Source organism: Nocardioides terrigena, from assembly GCF_003047265.1.
Taxonomy (GTDB): domain Bacteria; phylum Actinomycetota; class Actinomycetes; order Propionibacteriales; family Nocardioidaceae; genus Nocardioides; species Nocardioides terrigena.
The window spans coordinates 222,545-243,251 of record NZ_PZYY01000003.1; the positions used below are offsets into that span (position 1 = coordinate 222,545).

The following is a 20,707-nucleotide window of genomic DNA, read 5'->3' on the forward strand; positions in this document are numbered from 1 at the left end:
CTTCGACTACTGCCTGACTTCGATCTCGCTGCCTTCGCCAGCGGTCCGCCGCCCGCTCGGACCGGTTTGCAGCGGACAGTCCCGCGCCTGCACCTGTGCTCCTGCGCTCATCCCGCAGAACCGGCGTTGACAGCACAGCCGGACATCGGCAGATCCAGATGTTCCCGACAGGCGGCGGTTAGACGCGGTCTCAGTGGTCGATGCGGAGAACGACCCGACCTAGAGAATGGCCGGACATGAGGTGGCGCATCGCCTGTGGCGCCTGGCTCAAGGGGAAGATCCGGTCGACCACCACGCGCAGCTGGCCCGCTTCCATGAGATCCACGAGCGTGCCCACCAACTGCCGCTTGTCCGGTGACGCGAAGGACCCGCCCCGCAGCTGCGGGGACACCGCCGAGCGTGCCACGAGGCCGAGGAGTCGCGGGATGCTGCCGAGCCAGCGGTGTCCGGTTGCGCCGAACGCGTCATGCCCGATCAGCACGTAGCTGCCTCGCGGGTCCAGGGCACGTCGGATCGCCTTGAAGGAGTGGTTGCCGGGCACGTCGAAGATGAGGTCCCAATGCTCACCGGAGCGGGTGAAGTCCTCGGACGTGTAGTCGATGACCCGGTCCGCGCCGAGGGACCGCACGAGTGCGAGCTTGCTCTCATGGTCGACACCGGTCACCTCGGCACCGTAGGACTTGGCGAGCTGCACGGCGACCGCGCCGACGCCTCCCGCAGCGCCGTTGACCAGGACGCGCGTCCCGGGGGGCACTCGTCGTCGAGGGAGGTTGTTCAACGCGATCAGCCCGACGGTCGGCACCGCGGCCGCTTCCTCGAAGCTGACACCGGAAGGCTTCAGCGCCAGCCCCTCCTCCGGTGCAGTGGCATATTCGGCGAACGCACCGCCGTTGCGCCACTGGACCCCGCGAATGGTCTCACCGAAGACCTCATCACCCGGCTCGAACCGGGTGACCGCGCTCCCGACGGACTCCACTACCCCGGCGACGTCGGTCCCGGGCACTCGCTCACGCGGGCGTCTGACCCCCGAGCCCATGAGGCGAAGGACCGCGGGCCGGCCCGCCACGACGTGCCACACGTCCGGGTGCACCGACGCTGCCCGGACCCGGACCAACACCTCATCCGCGGCTGGCTCCGGGCGAGGGACCTCGCTCAGAGCGAGGTCGTCGACGGATCCGTACCGGTGTTGAACGATCGCCTTCATGGCCGGACCGTACTGAACCGGCGGCACCCTCGGGTGGTAAGTGCGAGTCGGAGAGTGGTGCTGGTCCACCAACCAGGGTTCGCGCCCGGGCTGATGACTGGTCCCCTAGCGGCGCTATGACGCACTCCGAGAACGCCCCAAGTGCGGCTAGATGTGGACATTCGAACGATCTATGTCATCGCAGGGATCGGTTTGTATTTCAGGCGCGACCGCGCGGCGGCCCTCTCTCAGGAGCGGGCGTGGTCACCTTGTGTGGCGGTCATAAGTGCGATGCGTCGTCCGATGTCCTCCAGCAGTGCTGGGGCTTGGGTGATGCTGAGCGAGGGGTCCGGTTGGAGGGCTTGGAGCTCCATGACGTGAGCGAGTCCGACTTCACGCAGCTGCGTCGGGGTCAGGTCGCAACGACCCACGACCGCCACGGCAGGCACGCCTGACGCTTGCGCGAGCCTCGTCACGCCCAGAGGGCCCTTGCCGGCCAGGCTCTGCTCGTCGAGCCGTCCTTCGCCCACGACGACGAGGTCCGCCTTGGCGAGGTGGTCGTGGAGCCCCGTGACGTCGGCGACCACGTCGATCCCGGGCCTGAACTCGGCTCCCAGGGCCAGGAGCGCGTGCCCGGCACCACCCGCGGCGCCGGCCCCATCGACCTCGGTGAGGTCGCGGCCGAGGTGACGAGCGGTGGCTTGCCCGAAGGCGTGCAACCCGGCCTCGACCGCGAGGAGGTCGTCGGGCGCGAAGCCCTTCTGGGGACCGAAGACGTGGGCGGCTCCGGTCCGGCCCAGGAGAGGGTTGGTGACGTCGCAGGCGGCGACCAGACGCACGCCGCCGAGGAGTGCGTGGGCGCGGGCCAGGTCGATGCTCCCGACCCTGCCCAGGTGCCGCGCTCCTCGTCCGATCTCGTGGCCCTCGCCGTCGAGGATGACGGCGCCGAGGGCCTGGAGAAGCCCCGACCCGCCATCGGTGCTCGCGCTACCCCCCAGGCCCACGACGACCGTGGTCGCGCCAGCGGCCACGGCTGCGTTGATGGTCTGGCCGAGCCCGTACGTCGAGGCGCTCCACGGGGCGAGCGCGTCGTACGGCAGTCGGTGCAGGCCGCTGGACTCCGCGAGCTCGACGATCGCGCACGTGCCGCGGACGGCGTACGTCGCGAAGACGGGTCGACCCGTCGGGCCCTCCACGGTCGTGGTGCGCGGGTCCCACCCTGCCGCGATCGCCGCGGAGACGGTGCCCTCTCCTCCGTCGGCGATCGGGCAGGTAAGGACCACGACCCCGGCGTCCGCAGACCGGATCCCCTCGGCGAGGTGACGGGCCACAGCGGCCGCGTCCAGGGAACCCTTGAACTTGTCGGGGGCCAGCAGGACGGTGGCGGTCGGCATCAGGCGAGCCCGGTGAGGGAGGCCATGATCGGGACGATGGTGATGATGGCGAGGGCACCGAGCACGTCGAAGCAGATGCCCGACTTGATCATCTTGGTGATCGGCACGCAGCCGGATCCGTAGACGATCGCGTTCTGCGGCGTGGACACCGGGAGCATGAAGCCGAAGGACGCCGCGAAGGTGGCCGCGATGGCCGGCAGGACGGGGTCGACCCCCGCCGCGATCGCCAGCGGGATGATGATCGGGACCACGACGGCCGCGGAGGCGGTGTTGCTGGTGGTCTCGGAGATGAGGATCGCGAGGACGACTCCGAAGGCCATGATGGCGAACGAGCTGGTGATGCCGAGGTGGTCGGAGGCAGCGCCGCCGATGGTCTCCGCCAGACCGGTCGCGGACAGCATCGCGCCGAAGATGATGCCGGTGCCGAAGAGCACGATGGTGCCCCAGTCGATCTTGGCGGCGTCGCTCCAGTCCATGGTCGCCTCCCGGCGACTCCAGTTGACCGGCAGGATGAAGAGCAGGGACGCGCCGATCACGGCGACGACTCCTTCGTTGAGGCGGTCGTCGACCAGGGCATAGGCCTCGGAGCTCGTGCCGGAGACGAGTCCGACCACGGCCGGGACCAGCCACAGGGTCACGGTGACGCCGAACGCGATCACGGTGTTGATCTCGGCGCGGCTCATGCGCCCCTGCTCGATCCGGCGCTCGCGGATGTACTCCGCAACGCCCTCGATCCGACGTACCTCGGGCCGGTTGATGAGGAGCAGGACAACAGCGAGGACGACGAACATCGCCAGGCACATGGGCAGGGCGGTGGCGGTCCACTGGGCAAAGGAGATGCGCTCACCGGTCGCCTCCTCGATGAGGCCGCGGCCGATGAGGTTCGGCGGGGCGCCGACAGGGGTGAGCAACCCGCCGACGCTGGCGCTGTAGGCCAGCATGAGCATCAGTGCGGTGCCGACCCGGATCCGCATCGGGTCGAAGTCGGGCTTGACGATGCCGCGGTCCTGCATGAGCCGGGCGATGACGGCCAGGATGCCGAGCGCGGTCGGCATCAACATCGCGACGGTCGCGGTGTTGGACACGAAAGCGGACAGCACGCAAGTGACCGCACCGAAGGCCAGAATGATGCGGAACGTCGACTTCCCCACCCCCGGCAAGCCCAGCACGAAGAACGCAACCCGTTGCGCGACGCCGTGCTTGAGCATGGCCTGGGCCAGGATGAAGGCCCCGATGAAGGTGAACACGGTCGTCGACCCGAACGGCGCCAGCACCTCATCGGAAGGGGCGACACCGAACAGGATGATCGCGCTGACCCCCATCAAGCCCGCGATCGGGATGGGCACCGGCTCGCAGATCCACAGCACGATGACACCGAGCAGCACGGCCGCCAAGGTCTGCTGATCTCCTTCCAGACCGAGGGGCAGCAGTCCGAACACCAGGGCGACGGATGGGGCGAGGAACCAGCCGACGGTGCGGCGGCCGCGCTCGAAGCGCTCCTCGGCCGGCGACAGCCTCTGCTCCGAGAGGCTGCGGTAGGTCCGCCCGCCGAGCAGCGCCTCCTCGACGTCGGTGCGCTTGGCGGAGGTCGAGGTGTCCGGGTCGGCGGGCGGTGATGTCACGGAAGCCATAGCGTTTCTCCTTGGGCTGGGGTTCGTCACACCATGCGGACGTGAGCGACGTCACGTCCAAGACAGATATGCTCTTGGAGTCATAGGTGGTGCCTATCGAGGGAGGTGGGCGGTGGACGCCCGACAACTGGGGTACTTCCTCGCGATCGTCGACCACGGTGGCTTCGGCCGCGCGGCGGACCACCTCCTCGTCGCTCAACCCTCGCTGTCCCAGGCCATGGCGGGGCTGGAGCGCGAGCTCGGCGTCAAGCTCTTCGTACGGGCCGGGCGAGGGGTCACCCTCACCGACGCCGGCACCCAGCTGGTGGCACCAGCGCGCCGCGTCCTGCGGGAGCTCGACGACGCCACGCAGGTCGTGCGATCCGCCAAAGGACTGCGCCGAGGGACGGTCACGCTGGTGACGATGCCGTCACCGGGCATCGAGCCACTGACCTCGATCATGACGGACTTCACCGCGGCCTGGCCGGCGATGACCGTGGACGTGGCGGGCGTCTTCACCCCCGAGGAGGTCGTGGAGACCGTCCTGGCGGGAACGGCCGAGATCGGCCTGCTCGGGTCATCGGGACAGCCCTACACAGGCAACCTCGCGGTCAAGCACATCGAGGACCAACCGCTCGTCCTCATCTCTCCGGCCGACTCGGGGCTGTCACCCGGGGACGTGGTCGGCCGCCGCGACCTCAGCGGCCTGCGGCTCATCGTCTCCCAGCGCGGCAGCCTGATGCGTCAGCTCGTCGACGAGGTGCTGGCCAGCGGCACCGATGTGCACATCGCCGCAGAGGTGGCGCACCGCACCTCGATCCTGCCCCTCGTGCTCTCCGGCGTCGGCCACGCGGTCATGCCCTCGTCGTGGAACTCGATCGCAACCGCTGTAGGCGCCGAGGTGCGGAGGATCGACCCGGGATCGGTCCTGCGGGTCGCCGCGGTGTGGCGCGAGGGATCGGTGACTCCTGGCGCCCGGGCGTTCCTCGACGTGCTCGACCGGTACGTGGCGCCGTCCGAGTAGGGCGAGCAACCCGGAGACCCATAGCCCACGCCTATGATCAGGATCGCTGCTTGGTCTTGGACGGGTGCCCGGCCCACGGGTTTGACTCGAGTCACGTCCACGAGCACCGGAGGAAGACCATGACCGAGACCCAGCGATTCCGCATCGCATCCATCCCCGCAGACGGCGTCGGCAAGGAGGTCGTTGCCGCAGGCCTGCGCGTCCTCGACGCCCTAGCCGCCAACTCCGACGGCGCCTTCGCCTTCGACGTCGACGAGTTCCCTTGGGGTTCGGAGTACTACGCGAAGACCGGCAAGATGATGGACGACGACGGTCCCGAGCAGGTCCGCGACCACGACGCCATCTACTTCGGCGCCGTCGGCTGGGAGAACGTCCCCGACCACATCAGCCTGTGGGGCCTGCGCCTGCGGCTGTGCCAGGGGTTCGACCAGTGGGCCAACGTGCGCCCCGTCCAGTTCCTCCCCGGCATCACCAGCCCGTTGCGCAAGGCAGACGACACCGAGCTCGACTGGGTCGTGGTCCGCGAGAACTCCGAGGGCGAGTACGCCGGCTTCGGCGGGCGCAACTTCGCCGGACGCGAAGGCCTCGGCGAGATCGCGACCCAGTCGGCAGTCTTCACCGAGGTGGGGTGCGAGCGGATCATGCGTTTCGCGTTCGACCTCGCCCGCACGCGCAGCCGCAAGAAGGTCTCCAGCGTCACCAAGAGCAACGCCCAGCAGTACGGCATGGTCCTGTGGGACGAGGTCTTCACGCGAGTCTCCGCCGACTACCCCGATGTCGAGACCGAAAGCGTCCTGGTCGACGCCATGTCCGCGAAGTTCGTGCTGCGCCCCGAGGACCTCTCCGTCGTGGTCGCATCCAACCTCAACGCCGACATCCTCTCGGACTTGGGCAGCGCACTCGCAGGGAGCCTCGGCCTCGCCGCCTCGGCAAACCTCAACCCCGAACGACGCTTCCCCAGCATGTTCGAGCCCGTCCACGGTTCCGCCCCGGACATCGCGGGCCAAGGTGTCTGCAACCCGGTCGGGGCCATCGGCAGCGCCGCGCTCATGCTCGAGCACCTCGGACTCCCCGACGAGGCCAAGCGGATCCAGCGCGCCATCGAGGCAACCTGTGCTGCCGGGATCCTCACCCGTGACGTGGGCGGCACCGCTTCGACCGACGACGTCACCACCGCGATCATCGACAACCTCGCCGACTGACGTACGCCTCTTGCCGCTCAAAGCCTGAGCGGCACCCTTCGCCAAACGGACGACGCCGTCGCCGGCCTCTTATAGGCCTTCGGCGGCGTTTCCGTGCGGCTGCAACGCACGCCGGTCTCAACTGGGCTTTCCGCACGACGGCCCGCACGAGCTCGTCCCTCACGGCGGTCAGCATCCAAGACCCCGCTGAGCCACCCCCAAGTCTCGGCTGAGTCAGGTTCGGGGGGACGCCGACAGGCGGCGGTATGACGCGGTCCCCAGCGCGGCCGCGTGCACTATCTGCTTCAGTCAGCGCGACTACCTCCCTTCCACCGAGACCTAGTTCCAGTGGAAGGCCAGCGCCTCGCGCAGCGCCGGCATGCGAATGGGCGTGGCGGCCACCCGCCGGATGACGCCACCTGGACCACAGTCTTGGTAGGTGACCTGCTTCCAAGGGGCTCCGCCGCCTAGCTTCATCTGGTTCTGACCGCTTAGGCCAAAGGCGGCGATCATTAAGGCCTCAACCCCGTCAATCGCGCCTTGACTATCTACGGAGTTGGACGCATCGTCTGCGACCGGTCGCCGCCAGCCATCGTGCTCCGGCCAGTCCTCAACCGAATCAAACGCGAACCACGAGAACCGCACCCAGTCCTTGGACACATCACGATGGTGAGCAGACAGGCGATTACCGAAACCCTGATTTCCTCGAGCTCTTCCTACGTACGTGGGCCCATAGTCGTTGTAGAGAACGTAGGTGCCCCGCGCCCTACGAAAGTTACACACTTCTAGCCGCGGTCGACGATCTCCCCTATAGCCCAGCATTTGGTAAGTAGTGCCACGGCTCGCGTCCCAATCGATCTCATGCCGATCCCAGAAGAGCCCATGAGCGCCGACCAGCGGCCTACCCCTCGATCGCCCAGACATGGAGAGCACGCTAGGAGGAGGGAGGCGCTGTGTCGAGGACACGCCTACGAACTGGACCGGGCTCAGGCGGCGGTAAGACGCACGTCAGGTCGGCGGTTCTGCAGGATCGAGGCTGAGTGGTGTCCAGATTCGAGACCAACGAAGGGTTTGCCTTAAGAAGGCCGAGCGGTCAACGACGCAAGACTCTCGACAGTAGGCTGAGGCCGGTGACCGTCAATCAGAATCAGGATGCCGCTCCAGGAGCAGCACCAAAAGTGTCAGACTCGTCAGCAGAGCGTCGCCTGTTCGCTGGACTGACCTCAGGATTTGTCTTTAGTGGGACCCTCGTTCTAGCCACATCTTTTGTGGAGTCCGAGTGGCTCTACTGGCTCGGGTGCTTTGGCTCCTTCCTTGGAGGAGGAGCCTCACTGCTCACAGCCTTTGTGGTTTTCGGCCGTCACTTGACTCACACGCGTGCAAGCGCCTTCGTCACCACTACTGGCCAAGCGCAAGATGATGCTTCGGCCGTCTCGGGCGCACTGCGCGCGCACCTCGCCACCAAACCATTCTGGGCTGGTTTGCTCGGCTCATACGCGCTGGGGTCTGCGATCACTTCCCAACTGGTTTCCGTGTCGGCCGAGACGGTCATGAACGAGGTGCCGCCGGCAGCGTCCTTGGTCGGGGTGTTGGCCGGAGCAATAGTTCTCGTCTTGCTGGACGCTCAGACGGCGCCGTGGACAGCCCTCCTCCTCGTCGTTGCACTGGCATTGATATCGGCCGGAGCGTTCTACCTCTTTGAGGGGCAAGAGCGGCGCGGCTATAGCGTCCTTGCGGTTGCTGGTTCGATCTTGGTTGGCACAGGTCTCGTTCGGTGGCGCGGCCGACGTACACCTTGACTGCTTAGCTTCCGTGCCGCTTGGTGCGGCTAGACGTCACCAGGCGTCCGCAAACACCGCCGTGCGCTCCCAAGAACTCAAGTGGAGCGCGCCCCCCGCCCTTCTTGAGCGGCGGAAAGCGCGGTTGCTGCAGCGCCCTGCCCGCGGCGCGGCAACCAACTTTGGAACGTGCCACTTGGCGGGAGTAGGGCCGGCGATAGCTCCAGCTGGTTTCAGACTGGCTGGGTCGTGCCGATACCCAAACCGGACGCCTTGACTTGCATGGGGCCACCGCAGTGGCCTTCTGCAAGATACGATCCGACCGTGGCTACAAACGACCGGGACTCGAACTTGGAGTGGGAGAAGATGTGGGTGGGGCGGCCCGCCGACACACACTTCTCGGCTGACGGGTCGAGCCCGCTTGCTCGTGACAATGAGACGAACAAGTTGGAAGCACACGCCACCCTCGGTGGACGTGTGGAGGAGGACAGAAATGAACCCGACCTTCTTGTTGCAGCTGCGGCGGCTGCGGCAGGAGTCTTGGCAACACTGGGCACCCTGAAGGCGGCACCACATGTGAGGGCCTGGTGGCAAGAACGACGACGGTCGAAGGGGACGCCGGCGCAACCTAAACCAGAGCTCGTCGAGCTTAAAGCCCAAGAGGCCACCATTGCGGCCGCGAACTTCGCGTCCGAGGTGAACGTCATGCTCGAGGAGCAATGGGTGCATATGAGCAACGCTGAAGCTCAGCAACGTCTCGTCAAGATCATGCTTGCGGCGGCGGTCATTGCCGACAACATGAGAGCCCTCTCGGCCGCTCAGATCGATGACGATCTATCCGTAAATCTACAGGCGGCCATCGAGAAGCTCTCAGTTCCTGAGATCACGGCGAGCCTCAACAGGGTGCTCCAGTCGGGTAGCCCCGCGATCGATGAGCGAGCGTCCAACGAGCTAAAGCGGATCTTCGGGGGCGACCAAGTCATTACGGGCGACTTCGAGCCCCTTCGCAACGAGCGAGTCAAAGAGATACTGCGCATACCCCGGGCTGCGTAGCGAGCGAGCGAGCGGCCGTCGTGCCGGCTTGGGCTGGGAACTGTGTCGAGCCACAGGGAGATCTACGCAGTGGCGTCGCACAGACCCCGCGACGATGTCGGAGCGCGCAGTCACGCGATGACGTGCCTTGGGAGGCATTCATCGCATCATTCGAGTGCCTGTGTCAGGCCGACCAGAAGGCCTCAAGCCCTCCCGTGCACATCTGGTGGGCGCGGGGCAACGCGTTGCCGGTTGCTCGAGGGGCGCCCTGCCCTCGTGGAGCTCAGCGCGCAAAGCCGAGGCGGGCGAGTGGGAAATCGCGGTCGACTCATTCGGAGGGGTTGGAGTACGGGCGAAAAATTCGCGCTCCCCGCAACGACCGAGGTGGTACCAATGGGTGTGAGTCGCAGCCCCTGTGACCCCCGGGTCCTCGCGGCATCCGACTTTGCGTGCATAGGCACTGCGGCACCTGCGATCATCGGTCGGACGATCAGATGCCCAAGCAGCGCCAGTTGACCAGATCAAGCTTCCCCGAGATGTCCGGTTCCAGGACGCATACGACATCCCCAGAGCCCTTCTGGTGTTGGCCCAGGCCATCAACGACATCATTGAGTGAGGCGACGTGAACCTTCACCGCGCGCTGAACGGCCGCCCGAGCAGGGCCTGCATACTGGGCCCAGGTCTCGCTCGTCCCGGGTCGACGAACGAGCCTGGTAAACGTCACTGCCTGCCGACCCTTAGCCGAACTTGCGGATCGCTGGACGATTCGGGCGGCCCCGACTGAAAGTAAAGCATCTACCGCGAAGCCAAGTCGGACGAGTTGTTTCGGTATCGGCGAAAGGGCGATGATGTCCACCGCAGCCTTCGCGTCATGCGCCGCCTTATGGCGTTCTTGCGCAATGTCGTCAAAGACGGGCTTGGTCGGCAGCACGCTTACACCCGTTGCTTGGACGACACCTGTTAGGTCGCTCCAGTCTGAAGCCGTACCAATCGTGGCGAGAGCGCTGACGAGCGATCCCGAGGACAAATTGCTGCCTGGCCACAGAAAAGCAGCATGCGGGACAGTCCATGCGCCCCCCACAGCTTCACTAGACCACGCGGCAGCGAGTTCCTGCGTTGCGAGTGCGGCTTGAGTTGCTGAACTGTCGCGACTCATAAGGCTCTGAAGCACCCCGACGGCCGGGGCGCGAGTGGCGGCAACCATCGAGTCAGGAAATGCAGAAGCAGGAAGAGCCGCCAACGACAATTGGTGAGAAAGTTCTCTAGTGCGCTCGTGGACAAAGTCCTCAAACGCCGCGAAGCAGCCCACCATCACCCCGCGTCGAAAGTATTGCCTGTTTCGGTTGGTAGTTGCGGCGGCCGCGGGGTCACTGCTGCCAATTACAGGAACGTCCTGCAAGTCAGTACCAGCACACAATGCGTCTGCCGCCATGAGTCGTTCGAGCAGCGCTTCCCTGGCCGACGTCATGCGTTAGCGGCTCGACTGAACGCTTCGATCATCGCGCCCGTTCTGTACCTGATGCGGCTCGGAGTGTTCGTCCCCACGCGTACTGCGTTCTCAAACTCTCGATTCTCGAAGAGGTCCCGGACGGCCATGATCGCTCGATCTGGTTTTGATGCAAGGGTCTGCAGTTCTACGCGAGCGAGTTCATGGAAAGCAATCATTTGGGCGTCGTACAAGCCCGCAAGAGCCTGACTGCGCCATCCGTTACCCTCGGGGCGATTGAAGGCAAATTCTCCGAGGATTCCCGCCGCCGCGTCGATTGCACGCCTGAAAGCCAGCGAATAGGAGTGAAGTTGATCAGCATCCGCGTACTGGTTTTCCTCCATGAAGACGTCCATTGACCTCGATAAGTCACCACTGAACCGTTCCCAGGAGCCGGTGAGGGTCAGGAAACGCAAGACGTACTCGAGATCCTGCATCTTCCGAAAAGCACTCGCTTGCTCGTTACGGATCTTGAGTTGATGCCGGAGGAACTCAGACTCGGCCAACTCGTGAATCAAGTCGTTTAGAGGACCCCGAAAGATTACGTTCCGAATTTCTTGAGGGTTGAGGACCTCGCCGGCGCTGTTCAACCTATGGAACACCGTGTACTTCAGTTCCGGATCGGTCTGCTTCATCAGGGTGACCGATCGTAGGGGTCTCATAGCAAGTGAGGTCTTCAACATCTGTGGCATGGCCTCGTATCTCGTGCCGTTAAGTTCGGGAAACTCCGCGAGGCCTTGAAGGACGAGTTCGTTGTTCATGAACCGTGAGATCGCCGTGAGTCGCTGTCGGCCATCAATGACAGAAAAAGTACCGTTAAGATCTTCCGATAGGTATACTGGCGGAACCGGTAGATTCAGGAGCAGGGACTCTATGAGCAGCGACTGCTTCTTTGCCGCCCAGCGGTCGCGACGCTGAAAGTCGGGAGCAACATCAATCGTTCCGCTGCCCACCATTTGCGCGAGAGTGCTTAGGCCGAGGTCATTGTGCTGCAGAATCAGGGCCTCCTGTGCTCGCTGAAACCTGTCAACAATCACTCGGTCGTGGCTCACGGCTGTCCTTTCACTGTTGAGTGGAATCAGTCTCTCAATTCGGACTGCCGATCCGGACGCTATCGCGTCGTCCTGTATCGCGCACCTGTTGCCCGGAATGACGTAGCACAATCACGCGCGAGCTTGCGGGCCAGGGACACTCGGCATCCTCAGCAGCCCTTAAGCGGCTGCGGTGCATCCGGCCGACGGTCTGATACGACTGATTCGAGGCACCGTGACCGCGAGCGGCGCCCGCACGACTCTCAGATGGGTCATTACAAGTAGCCGGGGATGCTCTTGCAGCTCCCCGACCTTGCGTCTATCTGGGCGAACTGGGCGCCCCAATCCGGAGTCTGGGCATCGAGAACGCAATCACGCTTGTCAGCGGCGCTGCCTGCTGCGGGGATGCGCCGCACGGCATGCGAACGCAGTCTCCCAATTTGGACGGAAGTGGTGAGCGCGATGGTGAGCGCCATGGTGAGGGGGCGGTGCCCGTCCGACGCCGTCGTCCCCTGGCCTCCCATGTCGTCCGAGCGGAGAGGCAATTCTTGCGGTGCGCCAACAAGCACTCTATGCACCAGTATCGGGCCGGCTCTCGGACCCGACTACGTCCGAGTACCGAGCACGGCCGTCCCGGATCTCATGCGCCATCCCATGCGACGAGTCATGCGACAGACGGCCCCGATCGTCAATCCCGCCAGACGCACGGCGTTGCGGGGCAAGACCGTTGTATGGCGTCTGACCTGCGGTAACGTACGTCTCAACGCGTCACAGGGGAATCCTGCGCATGACCTCGGTCGTCCATGTCCCACAGGACGGCCGCCGGCCGCCGCGCGACCTCACCCGTGCGCTGCCCTGCCGAGACAGGAGAATTGACGGTGTTCACGATGACCTCCGAAGCGTTCCGTGCGACGAAACCACCCTAGAACGGGACACACCGGCACGGAGCATCGTGACCGACCACGTGCGGGTGGAGTCCGGAGGGAGGGTCGCACAGCGCAGGTTGTGGGACGTCCTAGCACATTCCCGTAGCCTGCACGCATGACTGCGGACCGCGATCCCATCCACGAGGCGCACAACCAGTGGATCCGCCACGGGTGGACCGACGCGGCCGACGGCATGGCCATGGTGACGTCCATCGTCCGGGTCCAGCAGCTGCTGATGGAGCGGATCGACACCGTCCTGCGCCCGCTCGACCTGACCTTCGCCCGCTACGAGATCCTGCGCCTGTTGTCGTTCGTGCAGTCGGGGTCAATGCCGATGACGCGCCTGGGATCCCTGCTGCAGGTGCACCCCACCAGCGTCACGAGTGCGGTCGACCGGCTCGTGCGCCAGGGGTACGTCGAGCGGTTGCGCCGCGAGACCGACCGTCGCGTGGTCCTCGCCGCCCTGACCGACCAGGGCCGCACCGTCGTCGACGAGGCCACGGCCGGGCTCAACGCGCAGGTCTTCGAGTCCCCCGGCATTCCCGTGGACAACGTGCTCCGGCTCACCGAGCTGCTGGGCCAGCTTCGCGCGGCCGCGGGTGACCTCGTGGTCGACCCGGCTACTTCGCAGTAGTTAGTTGGATGTCCTACTATTGCTGTTCGTAGGACGTCCAACCATCTTCCCGAGGGATTCCCATGGCCGAGCTCCACCAGCCGCAGCACCCCGTCCGACTCGTCACCGCGTCCGCCCTGTTCGACGGTCACGACGCGTCGATCAACATCATGCGGCGCATCTTCATGAGCCAGGGCTGTGAGGTGATCCACCTCGGTCACAACCGCTCGGTCCAGGAGGTCGTGGACGCGGCTCTCGAGGAGGACGTCCAGGGCGTCGCGGTTTCGTCGTACCAGGGCGGGCACGTGGAGTACTTCGAGTACCTCGTGCAGTCCCTGCGCGAGGCGGGCGCGGACCACGTGAAGGTCGTCGGTGGTGGGGGCGGCGTCATCGTGCCGGCGGAGATCACGCGGCTGCGTGAGTCCGGGGTGACCATCTTCTCGCCCGAGGACGGGCAGAAGATGGGCCTGGTCGGCATGATCAACTCCGTGGTCGCCGACTGCGACTTCGACCCGTGGGAGAAGCGCCAGGCCGAGGTCGACTCGGTGCTGGCGGGTGACCGGCTGGCCATCGCGCGCGCCATCACGGGCGCCGAGACGGGACAGCTCGACGAGGAGACCCTGACCCGCATCCAGCAGGCCGCGGCCGCACGCACCACCCCGGTCCTCGGCATCACCGGCACCGGCGGCTCGGGCAAGTCCAGCCTCACCGACGAGCTGGTCCGCCGGTTCCGGGTCGACCAGCAGGACAAGCTGCGCATCGGTGTCATCGCGGTGGACCCGACGCGCCGCAAGGGCGGTGGCGCGCTGCTCGGAGACCGGATCCGCGCCAACTCCCTCGACGGTGACCGCGTCTTCTTCCGCAGCCTCGCCACCCGCGGGGCGCACGAGGTGCCCGCGCACCTCGCCGACGTCATCTCCGTCATGAAGGCCGCCGGCTTCGACCTCGTGGTCGTCGAGACCCCGGGCATCGGGCAGGGCGACGCCGCGATCGTGCCCTTCGTCGACTCCTCGCTCTACGTGATGACGCCCGAGTTCGGCGCCGCCTCCCAGCTGGAGAAGATCGACATGCTCGACTTCGCCGACACGGTGGCCATCAACAAGTTCGAGCGCCGTGGCGCCAAGGACGCGCTGCGCGACGTCGGGCGACAGATGGTCCGGAACCGCGAGGCCTTCGGCAAGCAGCCCTCCGACATGCCGGTCTTCGGCACGAGCGCCGCGACGTTCAACGACGACGGCGTCACCGCGCTCTACCAGCACCTGCGCGACCAGCTCGCCGGACAGGGCCTGCCGGTCACCGAGGGCACGCTGCCCCACGTCGACGTACGCCACTCCTCCGGCATCCGCCAGGTCGTCCCCACCGACCGGGTGCGCTACCTCGCCGAGATCACCGACACCGTCCGCGGCTACCACGCACGGACCGAGGAGTACGCCGCGGCCGCGAGCCGGGTGCAGCGCTTCGAGGTCGTCCAGGGAGAGCTCGTGGAGGCCGGTGAGCCGACCGACGGTGTCGGCGGGCTCCTCGAGAAGGCCCGCAAGGCACTCCCCCACGAGATCACCGACCAGATCCACGCCTGGCCGGCGGTGGTCGAGTCGTACTCCGGCGACGAGCAGGTCGTGAAGGTCCGCGACAAGGAGCTGCACACCAAGCTCACCCGCGAGTCCCTGTCGGGCAACAAGATCCCCCGCGTCGCGCTCCCCCGCTTCACCGACCACGGCGAGCTGGTGCGCTTCTGGCGCAACGAGAACCTGCCGGGCTTCTTCCCCTTCACCGCCGGCGTCTTCCCCTTCAAGCGCGACGGCGAGGACCCCGCCCGGATGTTCGCCGGCGAGGGCGACCCGGCCCGCACCAACCGTCGCTTCAAGATCCTCAGCCACGACGGTGACGCGACCCGGCTCTCCACCGCCTTCGACTCCGTGACCCTCTACGGTCGCGACCCCGACCCCCGCCCGGACGTCTACGGCAAGGTCGGCACGTCGGGCGTCTCGGTGGCCACCCTCGACGACATGAAGACGTTGTACGACGGCTTCGACCTGGTCGCCCCGTCCACCAGCGTGTCCATGACGATCAACGGCCCCGCACCGACCGTGCTCGCGTTCTTCCTCAACACCGTCATCGACCAGCAGGTCGACAAGTTCCGCGCCGAGCACGACCGCGACCCCGACGAGACCGAGCACGCCGAGCTCACGGCGTACGCCCTGGCCAACGTCCGCGGCACCGTCCAGGCCGACATCCTCAAGGAGGACCAGGGCCAGAACACCTGCCTGTTCTCCACGGAGTTCTCGCTGCGGATGATGGCCGACATCCAGGAGTGGTTCATCGCCCAGCAGGTGCGCAACTTCTACTCGGTCTCCATCTCGGGCTACCACATCGCCGAGGCGGGGGCCAACCCCATCAGCCAGCTGGCGTTCACCCTCGCCAACGGGTTCACCTACGTCGAGGCCTACCTCGCCCGTGGCATGGACATCGACGACTTCGCTCCCAACCTGTCGTTCTTCTTCTCCAACGGCATGGACCCCGAGTACTCGGTTATCGGCCGCGTGGCCCGCCGGATCTGGGCGGTCACCATGAAGGAGAAGTACGGCGCCAACGCGCGATCCCAGAAGCTGAAGTACCACGTCCAGACCTCCGGCCGGTCGCTCCACGCGCAGGAGATGGACTTCAACGACATCCGCACCACCCTGCAGGCCCTCATCGCGATCTACGACAACGCCAACAGCCTGCACACCAACGCCTTCGACGAGGCCGTCACCACCCCCACTGAGGAGTCCGTACGCCGCGCGCTCGCGATCCAGCTCATCATCAACCGCGAGTGGGGCCTGGCGATGAACGAGAACCCGCTGCAGGGGTCGTACATCATCGACGAGCTCACCGACCTCGTGGAGAAGGCCGTGCTGGCCGAGTTCGACAGCATCAACGAGCGCGGCGGCGTGCTCGGTGCCATGGAGACCGGCTACCAGCGCGGTCGCATCCAGGACGAGTCGATGCTCTACGAGCACCGCAAGCACGACGGCTCCCTGCCGATCGTCGGCGTCAACACCTTCATCAAGCCCGACTCCGACGTGTCCCCTCCCGAGGTCGAGCTGGCCCGCGCCACCGAGGCGGAGAAGGAGTCCCAGCTGCGCCGCGTGCGGGAGTTCCAGGCCGCCCACACCTCCGAGGCCACCGAGGCCATCGCCCGGCTCAAGGACGCGGCCGTGTCCGGCGAGAACGTCTTCGCCGTCCTGATGGACGCCGCCCGGGTCTGCTCGCTTCAGCAGGTCACCGAGGCCTTTTTCGAGGTCGGCGGGCAGTACCGCCGCAACGTGTGAGCGCCGACGACCTCGGACACCCGATCGAGCCGCTCCCCTCCCCGGGAGCGGCCCGGCGGGTCGTCTCGCTGGTCCCCTCCATCACCGAGGCGCTCGCCGGTGCCCGGCCAGAGGCACTCATCGGCGCCACCGACTGGTGCACCCACCCCGCCGACCTCGACGTCACCCGGGTGCGGGGCACCAAGAACCCCGACGTCGCGAAGATCGTGGCCATCTCCCCCGACCTCGTGGTCGCCAACAAGGAGGAGAACCGCGAGCTCGACGTACGCCGCCTGCGCGGGGCCGGCGTCCGCGTCTGGGTCACCGACATCGAGACGGTCCCCCAAGCCCTGACCTCGCTGGGCCGCCTCTTCGACGAGGGCCTGCGCTGGCCACGCCCCGACTGGCTCGCGGAGGCCACCGCCCTGTGGACCGGACCGCTGCCGCCGGTCAGTCGCCGGATCGCGATCCCCATCTGGCGAGACCCGTGGATGGTCGTCGGCAGCAACACCTTCACCGGCGACCTCGCCCGACGACTCGGCCTCGCCAACGTCTACGCCGACCACCCCGAGCGCTACCCGCACGTCGACCTCGCCGACCTCGACGCCGCCGGCGCGGACGCGCTGCTGCTGCCGGACGAGCCCTACCTCTTCACCCCCGAGGACGGCCCGGAGGCATTCACCCGAACGCCCACCGAGCTGGTCAGCGGACGGCTGCTCACGTGGTACGGCCCGAGCCTGCTGGAGGCGCACCGGACGTTGGCCCGCTCCAGCACACCGTAGGTCGCGAGTGTGGCGCGCCGCTGACGATTCGGGCGCGGCAGGCGTGGCCGGCGTGGTCCCACGAGTGACCTGTGGTGCTACGGGGGCGCCGGCGAGCCGAACCTCTCGGCGATGACCCCGTGCCTCAACCCGCGGTCGCTGACGGTCAGGGATTGCTGGCCCGTGAGCATCAGGATCGTGCGGATGATGCAGGCGCCGGCGAGGATCACCTCGGCCCGCGCAGGCTGAAGGCCGGCAATGTCCCGGCGCTGGTCCGCCGAGCGTCCGCGGAACACCTCGATCTGACGATCCACCTCGTCCGCGTCGACGACGGTCGCGTGGACGACGTCCGGATCGTAGTGATCCAGGCCGTGCTTGACGGCGGCGAGGTTGGTCGAGGTGCCCCCGATCGCGATCACCGCGTCCGGGCGTGGCCGACTCCTCAGTTCGGCGAGGTCGGTCGCGATGGCGCCGAGCGCCGCCTCGACGGTCGCACGCGGTACGGCGTCCGCGAGCCCGAAGCGCTCGGTGAACCGCACCGCGCCCACATCGACGCTGAACTGCTGCTCGATCCGGTCCACCCGGCCGAAGGTGAACTGGCTGCTGCCCCCACCGGAGTCGAACACCAGCAGTCGGTCACCGGTCAGCGGCAGGGCGGACACGGCGGCCAGGTACGCGAGCCTGGCCTCCTCCCGCCCCGAGATGACCTCCACGACCACTCCGCAGCGGGTGTGGACGGCCTCGACGAAGTCATCCCTGTTCGACGCCTGCCGGAGGCCCGCGGTGCCCACTGCCACGATGTCGAGCGGGCCACCGCGTCGGGCCTCGTCGACCAGGTCTCCGATCGCGTCGACCGTGCGTCCCATCGACGCGGCGGTCAGCTCGCCGGCCGCGGCCAGGCCCTCGCCGAGCCTGGTGATCACGGCGGTGTCGAGATCGGTGTGCGGGGTGCCAGCCTCATCACGGTGACCGAGCGTGAACTTGACCGAGTTCGTGCCGACGTCGATGACGGCGAACCTCCTCGGTCCCCAACCGAGCAGCGACTTGAGTCCCTGGGCGACGCAGGTGTTGGACCGACCGTCCAGCCCCAGTCGGCGGACCGTGCTGGACACGAGGCCAGGATCCGGCGACTCCACGGCGACCGTTCGGATGGCCCTCCCCTCGGCGATGACCTCGGTGAGCTCGACCATGCAGTCGTCCAGCACCGAGCGGCGACGGCGTTTGCGTATCCCCACGGCACGTAGGTCGTCGCTCGTGCCGACCAGCTCGTCCACCAGCTGCTCCATGCTGTGCTCGGCGCGCCGGGAGCCCGGTGGCGACGCGCCGAGCGCCGCGAACGCCGCCGTGACCGCTCCGGCATCGAGCGGGAAGGGGGCCTTCATCACCGGGACCCACAGCTGCAGGCCGGAGCCGTCCACCCGATGCAGCACCTTGACGTCCAGGACGCCGTCACGCACCTTGACGGAGGCGTCGCTGTGCATGGACAGGAGATACGTCTCGTCGGTCTCGACAGCCTCCACGGTCCGCAACGATGCGAGCGCGGGGTCGAGGTCGGCGAGGTCCTCGCCGAACGTGCGCCACTCCCACCGCGGGACGACGGCGGGCGCAGTCGGGTGGGTCGTCCGGTCGCTCGTGGTCACTGTCCCTCACCTTCCTCGGAACCGACGGGCCCGTCCCCCGGCGCGGCCCGGGACGCCGACAGGGCAGACACGGCCCGGTGGACGTTGCCGTGGATGTGGTCGGCCCCGAGCCGCTCCACCGCACCCTCGCGCTCGAGCATGGCACGGACGGCCGGCCGGACCGCCGCCAGCCGGAGCTCGATCCCCGACTCCGCCGCCATCCGGATGATCTCCGAGACCGTCGAGGCGCCCTGTGAGTCCACGAAGTTGACCCCCGCGAAGTGCAGCACCACCCCGCGGAGGTCGGGGGCCAGCATGACGGTGCGCATCCGGTCCTCGATCGCGTCCGCGGTCGCGAAGAAGACGCCGCCGTCCATGCGCATCACCACGACCCCGGGCAGCGTCTCGTCCTCGGGGTGCTGGTCGAGGTCCCGGAAGACCTGGGTCCCGCGCTCACGGCCGAGCGTCGAGAGCTGCGGGTGCGTCGCGACGTACACCAGCCACAGCAGGGACAGCGCGATGCCGATGACCACCCCGGCGAGTATGCCGAAGACGAGGGTCCCGAGGATCGCGGCCGTCGCCACCCAAAAGTCGGACCTCGACACCCGGCGGAGCCGTCGCATCTCGCCGACGTCCATCATCCCCATGACCACCGCCTCGATGATGAGTGCGGCGAGGACCGGCTTGGGCAGGGACGAGAAGAGGGGCGCCAGCACGAGGAGCGCCAGGAGGACGGTGACGCCCGAGGTCAGCGACGCCAGGCCGGTCCTCGCCCCCGAGCGGTCGTTGAGCGAGCTGGCGGACAGGCTCGTCGAGACCGGCATCCCTTGCAGGAGCCCGGCGCCGATGTTGGCGGCCGACTGGGCGACCGACTCCTGGTCGATGTCGACCTGGTAGCGGTGCCGGGCCGCCATGGCCCGGGCGTCCCCGGCGGTCTGGGAGAACCCGATCATCACGAGCGCGAAGGCGGCCACCAGGACCGTGCCGGCGTGGTCCACCAGCAGTCCGGGGTCGGGCACGTCGAGGGACGGCAGCCCGCGGGGGATGTCCCCGACCAGGGCCACGCCGCGTGCGCCCAGGTCGAGCACCGCAGCCGCGAGGAGGCCGCCCACCAGCAGGACCAGGGCGCCGGGGACCCGGGGAGCGACCCACCGGAGGCCGAAGACGACGGCGAGCGCGACGACGCCGACCACCAGCGTGGCGAGGTGCGCCTGGTCCAGCGTGGACAGCCACGACCAGAGCTCCTGGAACGAGTTGTCGCCCTCGCTGTCGGTGCCCGTCAGCTTGGGCAGCTCCCCGATGACGACGTCGATGGCGGCACCGAAGAGGAACCCGGTCACGACGGCGCGGGAGAGGAACTGCGACAGCCACCCCATCTTGAAAACGGCGAGGGCGAGGAAGAACAGACCGCTCGTGAGCGTGATCCCGGCGACGAGGGTGGCCACGTCGGAGGGGTCGGTCAGACCGGTCGCCAGCACGGCACCGCCGGCGACCGCCGCGAGCCCCGAGCTGGGACCCATGGAGATCTGCCGGCAGCTCCCGAACAGCGCGTAGAGGATCGTCCCGGCGGCCGCGGCGTACAGGCCGTTCTCGAGCGGTACGCCGGCGATCTCGGCGTACCCGAGGTTCTTCGGGATGATCAGGGCCGCCACCACGACACCGGCGACGAGGTCTCCCCGCAGCCAGGCCGACTGGTAGCCGCGCAGCTGCTCGACGATCGGCAGGACCTGCAGCACCCGCCACCGGGTGGGCGGGACCTCCACCGTCATGGCGGGCCGA

Annotated in this window: 15 protein-coding genes; 7 read left to right on the forward strand and 8 right to left on the reverse strand. The window is 67.3% G+C overall.

Translation table 11 applies throughout. The features are described 5' to 3' along the window. Window positions 1–190: 190 nt before the first annotated feature. The 3 genes from DAE25_RS07775 to DAE25_RS07785 all read right to left on the reverse strand — a co-directional run bounded on the left by DAE25_RS07775 (window position 191) and on the right by DAE25_RS07785 (window position 4,208). Window positions 191–1,204 (reverse strand): NAD(P)-dependent alcohol dehydrogenase, encoded by a 1,014-nt coding sequence (locus tag DAE25_RS07775; protein WP_107765645.1) that lies wholly within the window; start codon window positions 1,202–1,204, stop codon window positions 191–193. Window positions 1,205–1,431: 227 nt separating this feature from the next. Beyond that, entirely contained in the window at window positions 1,432–2,577 is a 1,146-nt protein-coding gene (locus tag DAE25_RS07780; protein ID WP_107765646.1) for a glycerate kinase, read from the reverse strand. Beyond that, on the reverse strand, window positions 2,577–4,208 hold the full coding sequence (locus tag DAE25_RS07785) for an SLC13 family permease (RefSeq protein ID WP_107765647.1): 1,632 nt from the start codon (window positions 4,206–4,208) through the stop codon (window positions 2,577–2,579). The genes DAE25_RS07780 and DAE25_RS07785 overlap by 1 nt, the downstream gene beginning before the upstream one ends. A gap of 112 nt (window positions 4,209–4,320) precedes the next feature. On the opposite strand from DAE25_RS07785, the gene DAE25_RS07790 reads away from it, so the two are divergent. Both DAE25_RS07790 and DAE25_RS07795 read left to right on the forward strand, forming a co-directional pair. After that, window positions 4,321–5,211, forward strand: coding sequence for a LysR family transcriptional regulator (locus DAE25_RS07790; RefSeq protein ID WP_107765648.1), 891 nt, complete (start codon window positions 4,321–4,323; stop codon window positions 5,209–5,211). A 119-nt stretch (window positions 5,212–5,330) separates the two neighbouring features. Then, window positions 5,331–6,413: a tartrate dehydrogenase gene (locus tag DAE25_RS07795; RefSeq protein ID WP_107765649.1), complete on the forward strand. Its 1,083-nt coding sequence runs from the start codon at window positions 5,331–5,333 to the stop codon at window positions 6,411–6,413. A 318-nt stretch (window positions 6,414–6,731) separates the two neighbouring features. On the opposite strand, the gene DAE25_RS07800 is transcribed toward DAE25_RS07795, so the two are convergent. Continuing rightward, window positions 6,732–7,052 (reverse strand): hypothetical protein, encoded by a 321-nt coding sequence (locus DAE25_RS07800; RefSeq protein ID WP_159083637.1) that lies wholly within the window; start codon window positions 7,050–7,052, stop codon window positions 6,732–6,734. A 470-nt stretch (window positions 7,053–7,522) separates the two neighbouring features. Between DAE25_RS07800 and DAE25_RS23100 the strand changes: the two genes are divergently transcribed. Continuing rightward, the gene (locus DAE25_RS23100) at window positions 7,523–8,191 is read left to right on the forward strand and encodes a hypothetical protein (protein ID WP_159083638.1); all 669 of its coding nucleotides are present in this window, start codon (window positions 7,523–7,525) and stop codon (window positions 8,189–8,191) included. A gap of 303 nt (window positions 8,192–8,494) precedes the next feature. After that, on the forward strand, window positions 8,495–9,223 hold the full coding sequence (locus tag DAE25_RS23105; protein ID WP_159083639.1) for a hypothetical protein: 729 nt from the start codon (window positions 8,495–8,497) through the stop codon (window positions 9,221–9,223). Between the two features lie 469 nt (window positions 9,224–9,692). Here the strand turns inward: DAE25_RS23105 and DAE25_RS23110 are convergent, their stop codons facing one another. Further along, a complete protein-coding gene (locus tag DAE25_RS23110) occupies window positions 9,693–10,133 on the reverse strand; it encodes a hypothetical protein (protein ID WP_159083640.1) in 441 nt (146 codons plus the stop codon). 533 nt (window positions 10,134–10,666) lie between these two features. Further along, window positions 10,667–11,740 (reverse strand): DUF262 domain-containing protein, encoded by a 1,074-nt coding sequence (locus tag DAE25_RS07810; RefSeq protein ID WP_199907485.1) that lies wholly within the window; start codon window positions 11,738–11,740, stop codon window positions 10,667–10,669. Window positions 11,741–12,760: 1,020 nt separating this feature from the next. Between DAE25_RS07810 and DAE25_RS07820 the strand changes: the two genes are divergently transcribed. The 3 genes from DAE25_RS07820 to DAE25_RS07830 all read left to right on the forward strand — a co-directional run bounded on the left by DAE25_RS07820 (window position 12,761) and on the right by DAE25_RS07830 (window position 17,330). Beyond that, window positions 12,761–13,279, forward strand: a complete 519-nt coding sequence (locus tag DAE25_RS07820) for a MarR family winged helix-turn-helix transcriptional regulator (protein WP_107765653.1) — start codon at window positions 12,761–12,763, stop codon at window positions 13,277–13,279. 62 nt (window positions 13,280–13,341) lie between these two features. Beyond that, window positions 13,342–16,569, forward strand: a complete 3,228-nt coding sequence (icmF, locus tag DAE25_RS07825) for a fused isobutyryl-CoA mutase/GTPase IcmF (RefSeq protein ID WP_107765654.1) — start codon at window positions 13,342–13,344, stop codon at window positions 16,567–16,569. Continuing rightward, on the forward strand, window positions 16,566–17,330 hold the full coding sequence (locus DAE25_RS07830; protein WP_107765655.1) for a helical backbone metal receptor: 765 nt from the start codon (window positions 16,566–16,568) through the stop codon (window positions 17,328–17,330). Before icmF ends, DAE25_RS07830 begins: the two co-directional genes overlap by 4 nt. A gap of 77 nt (window positions 17,331–17,407) precedes the next feature. On the opposite strand, the gene DAE25_RS07835 is transcribed toward DAE25_RS07830, so the two are convergent. Then, the gene (locus DAE25_RS07835; protein WP_107765656.1) at window positions 17,408–18,949 is read right to left on the reverse strand and encodes a Ppx/GppA phosphatase family protein; all 1,542 of its coding nucleotides are present in this window, start codon (window positions 18,947–18,949) and stop codon (window positions 17,408–17,410) included. Next, the gene (locus tag DAE25_RS07840; protein ID WP_107765657.1) at window positions 18,946–20,697 is read right to left on the reverse strand and encodes a SulP family inorganic anion transporter; all 1,752 of its coding nucleotides are present in this window, start codon (window positions 20,695–20,697) and stop codon (window positions 18,946–18,948) included. Before DAE25_RS07840 ends, DAE25_RS07835 begins: the two co-directional genes overlap by 4 nt. Between the last annotated feature and the right edge of the window lie 10 nt (window positions 20,698–20,707).

What these genes read in the sequence shown, in the direction of transcription:
- DAE25_RS07775 (WP_107765645.1), bottom strand. Translation starts at nt 1,204, where the DNA reads ATGAAGGCGATCGTTCAACACCGGTACGGATCCGTCGACGACCTCGCT.
- DAE25_RS07780 (WP_107765646.1), bottom strand. Translation starts at nt 2,577, where the DNA reads ATGCCGACCGCCACCGTCCTGCTGGCCCCCGACAAGTTCAAGGGTTCC.
- DAE25_RS07785 (WP_107765647.1), bottom strand. Translation starts at nt 4,208, where the DNA reads ATGGCTTCCGTGACATCACCGCCCGCCGACCCGGACACCTCGACCTCC.
- DAE25_RS07795 (WP_107765649.1), top strand. Translation starts at nt 5,331, where the DNA reads ATGACCGAGACCCAGCGATTCCGCATCGCATCCATCCCCGCAGACGGC.
- DAE25_RS07820 (WP_107765653.1), top strand. Translation starts at nt 12,761, where the DNA reads ATGACTGCGGACCGCGATCCCATCCACGAGGCGCACAACCAGTGGATC.
- icmF (WP_107765654.1), top strand. Translation starts at nt 13,342, where the DNA reads ATGGCCGAGCTCCACCAGCCGCAGCACCCCGTCCGACTCGTCACCGCG.
- DAE25_RS07840 (WP_107765657.1), bottom strand. Translation starts at nt 20,697, where the DNA reads ATGACGGTGGAGGTCCCGCCCACCCGGTGGCGGGTGCTGCAGGTCCTG.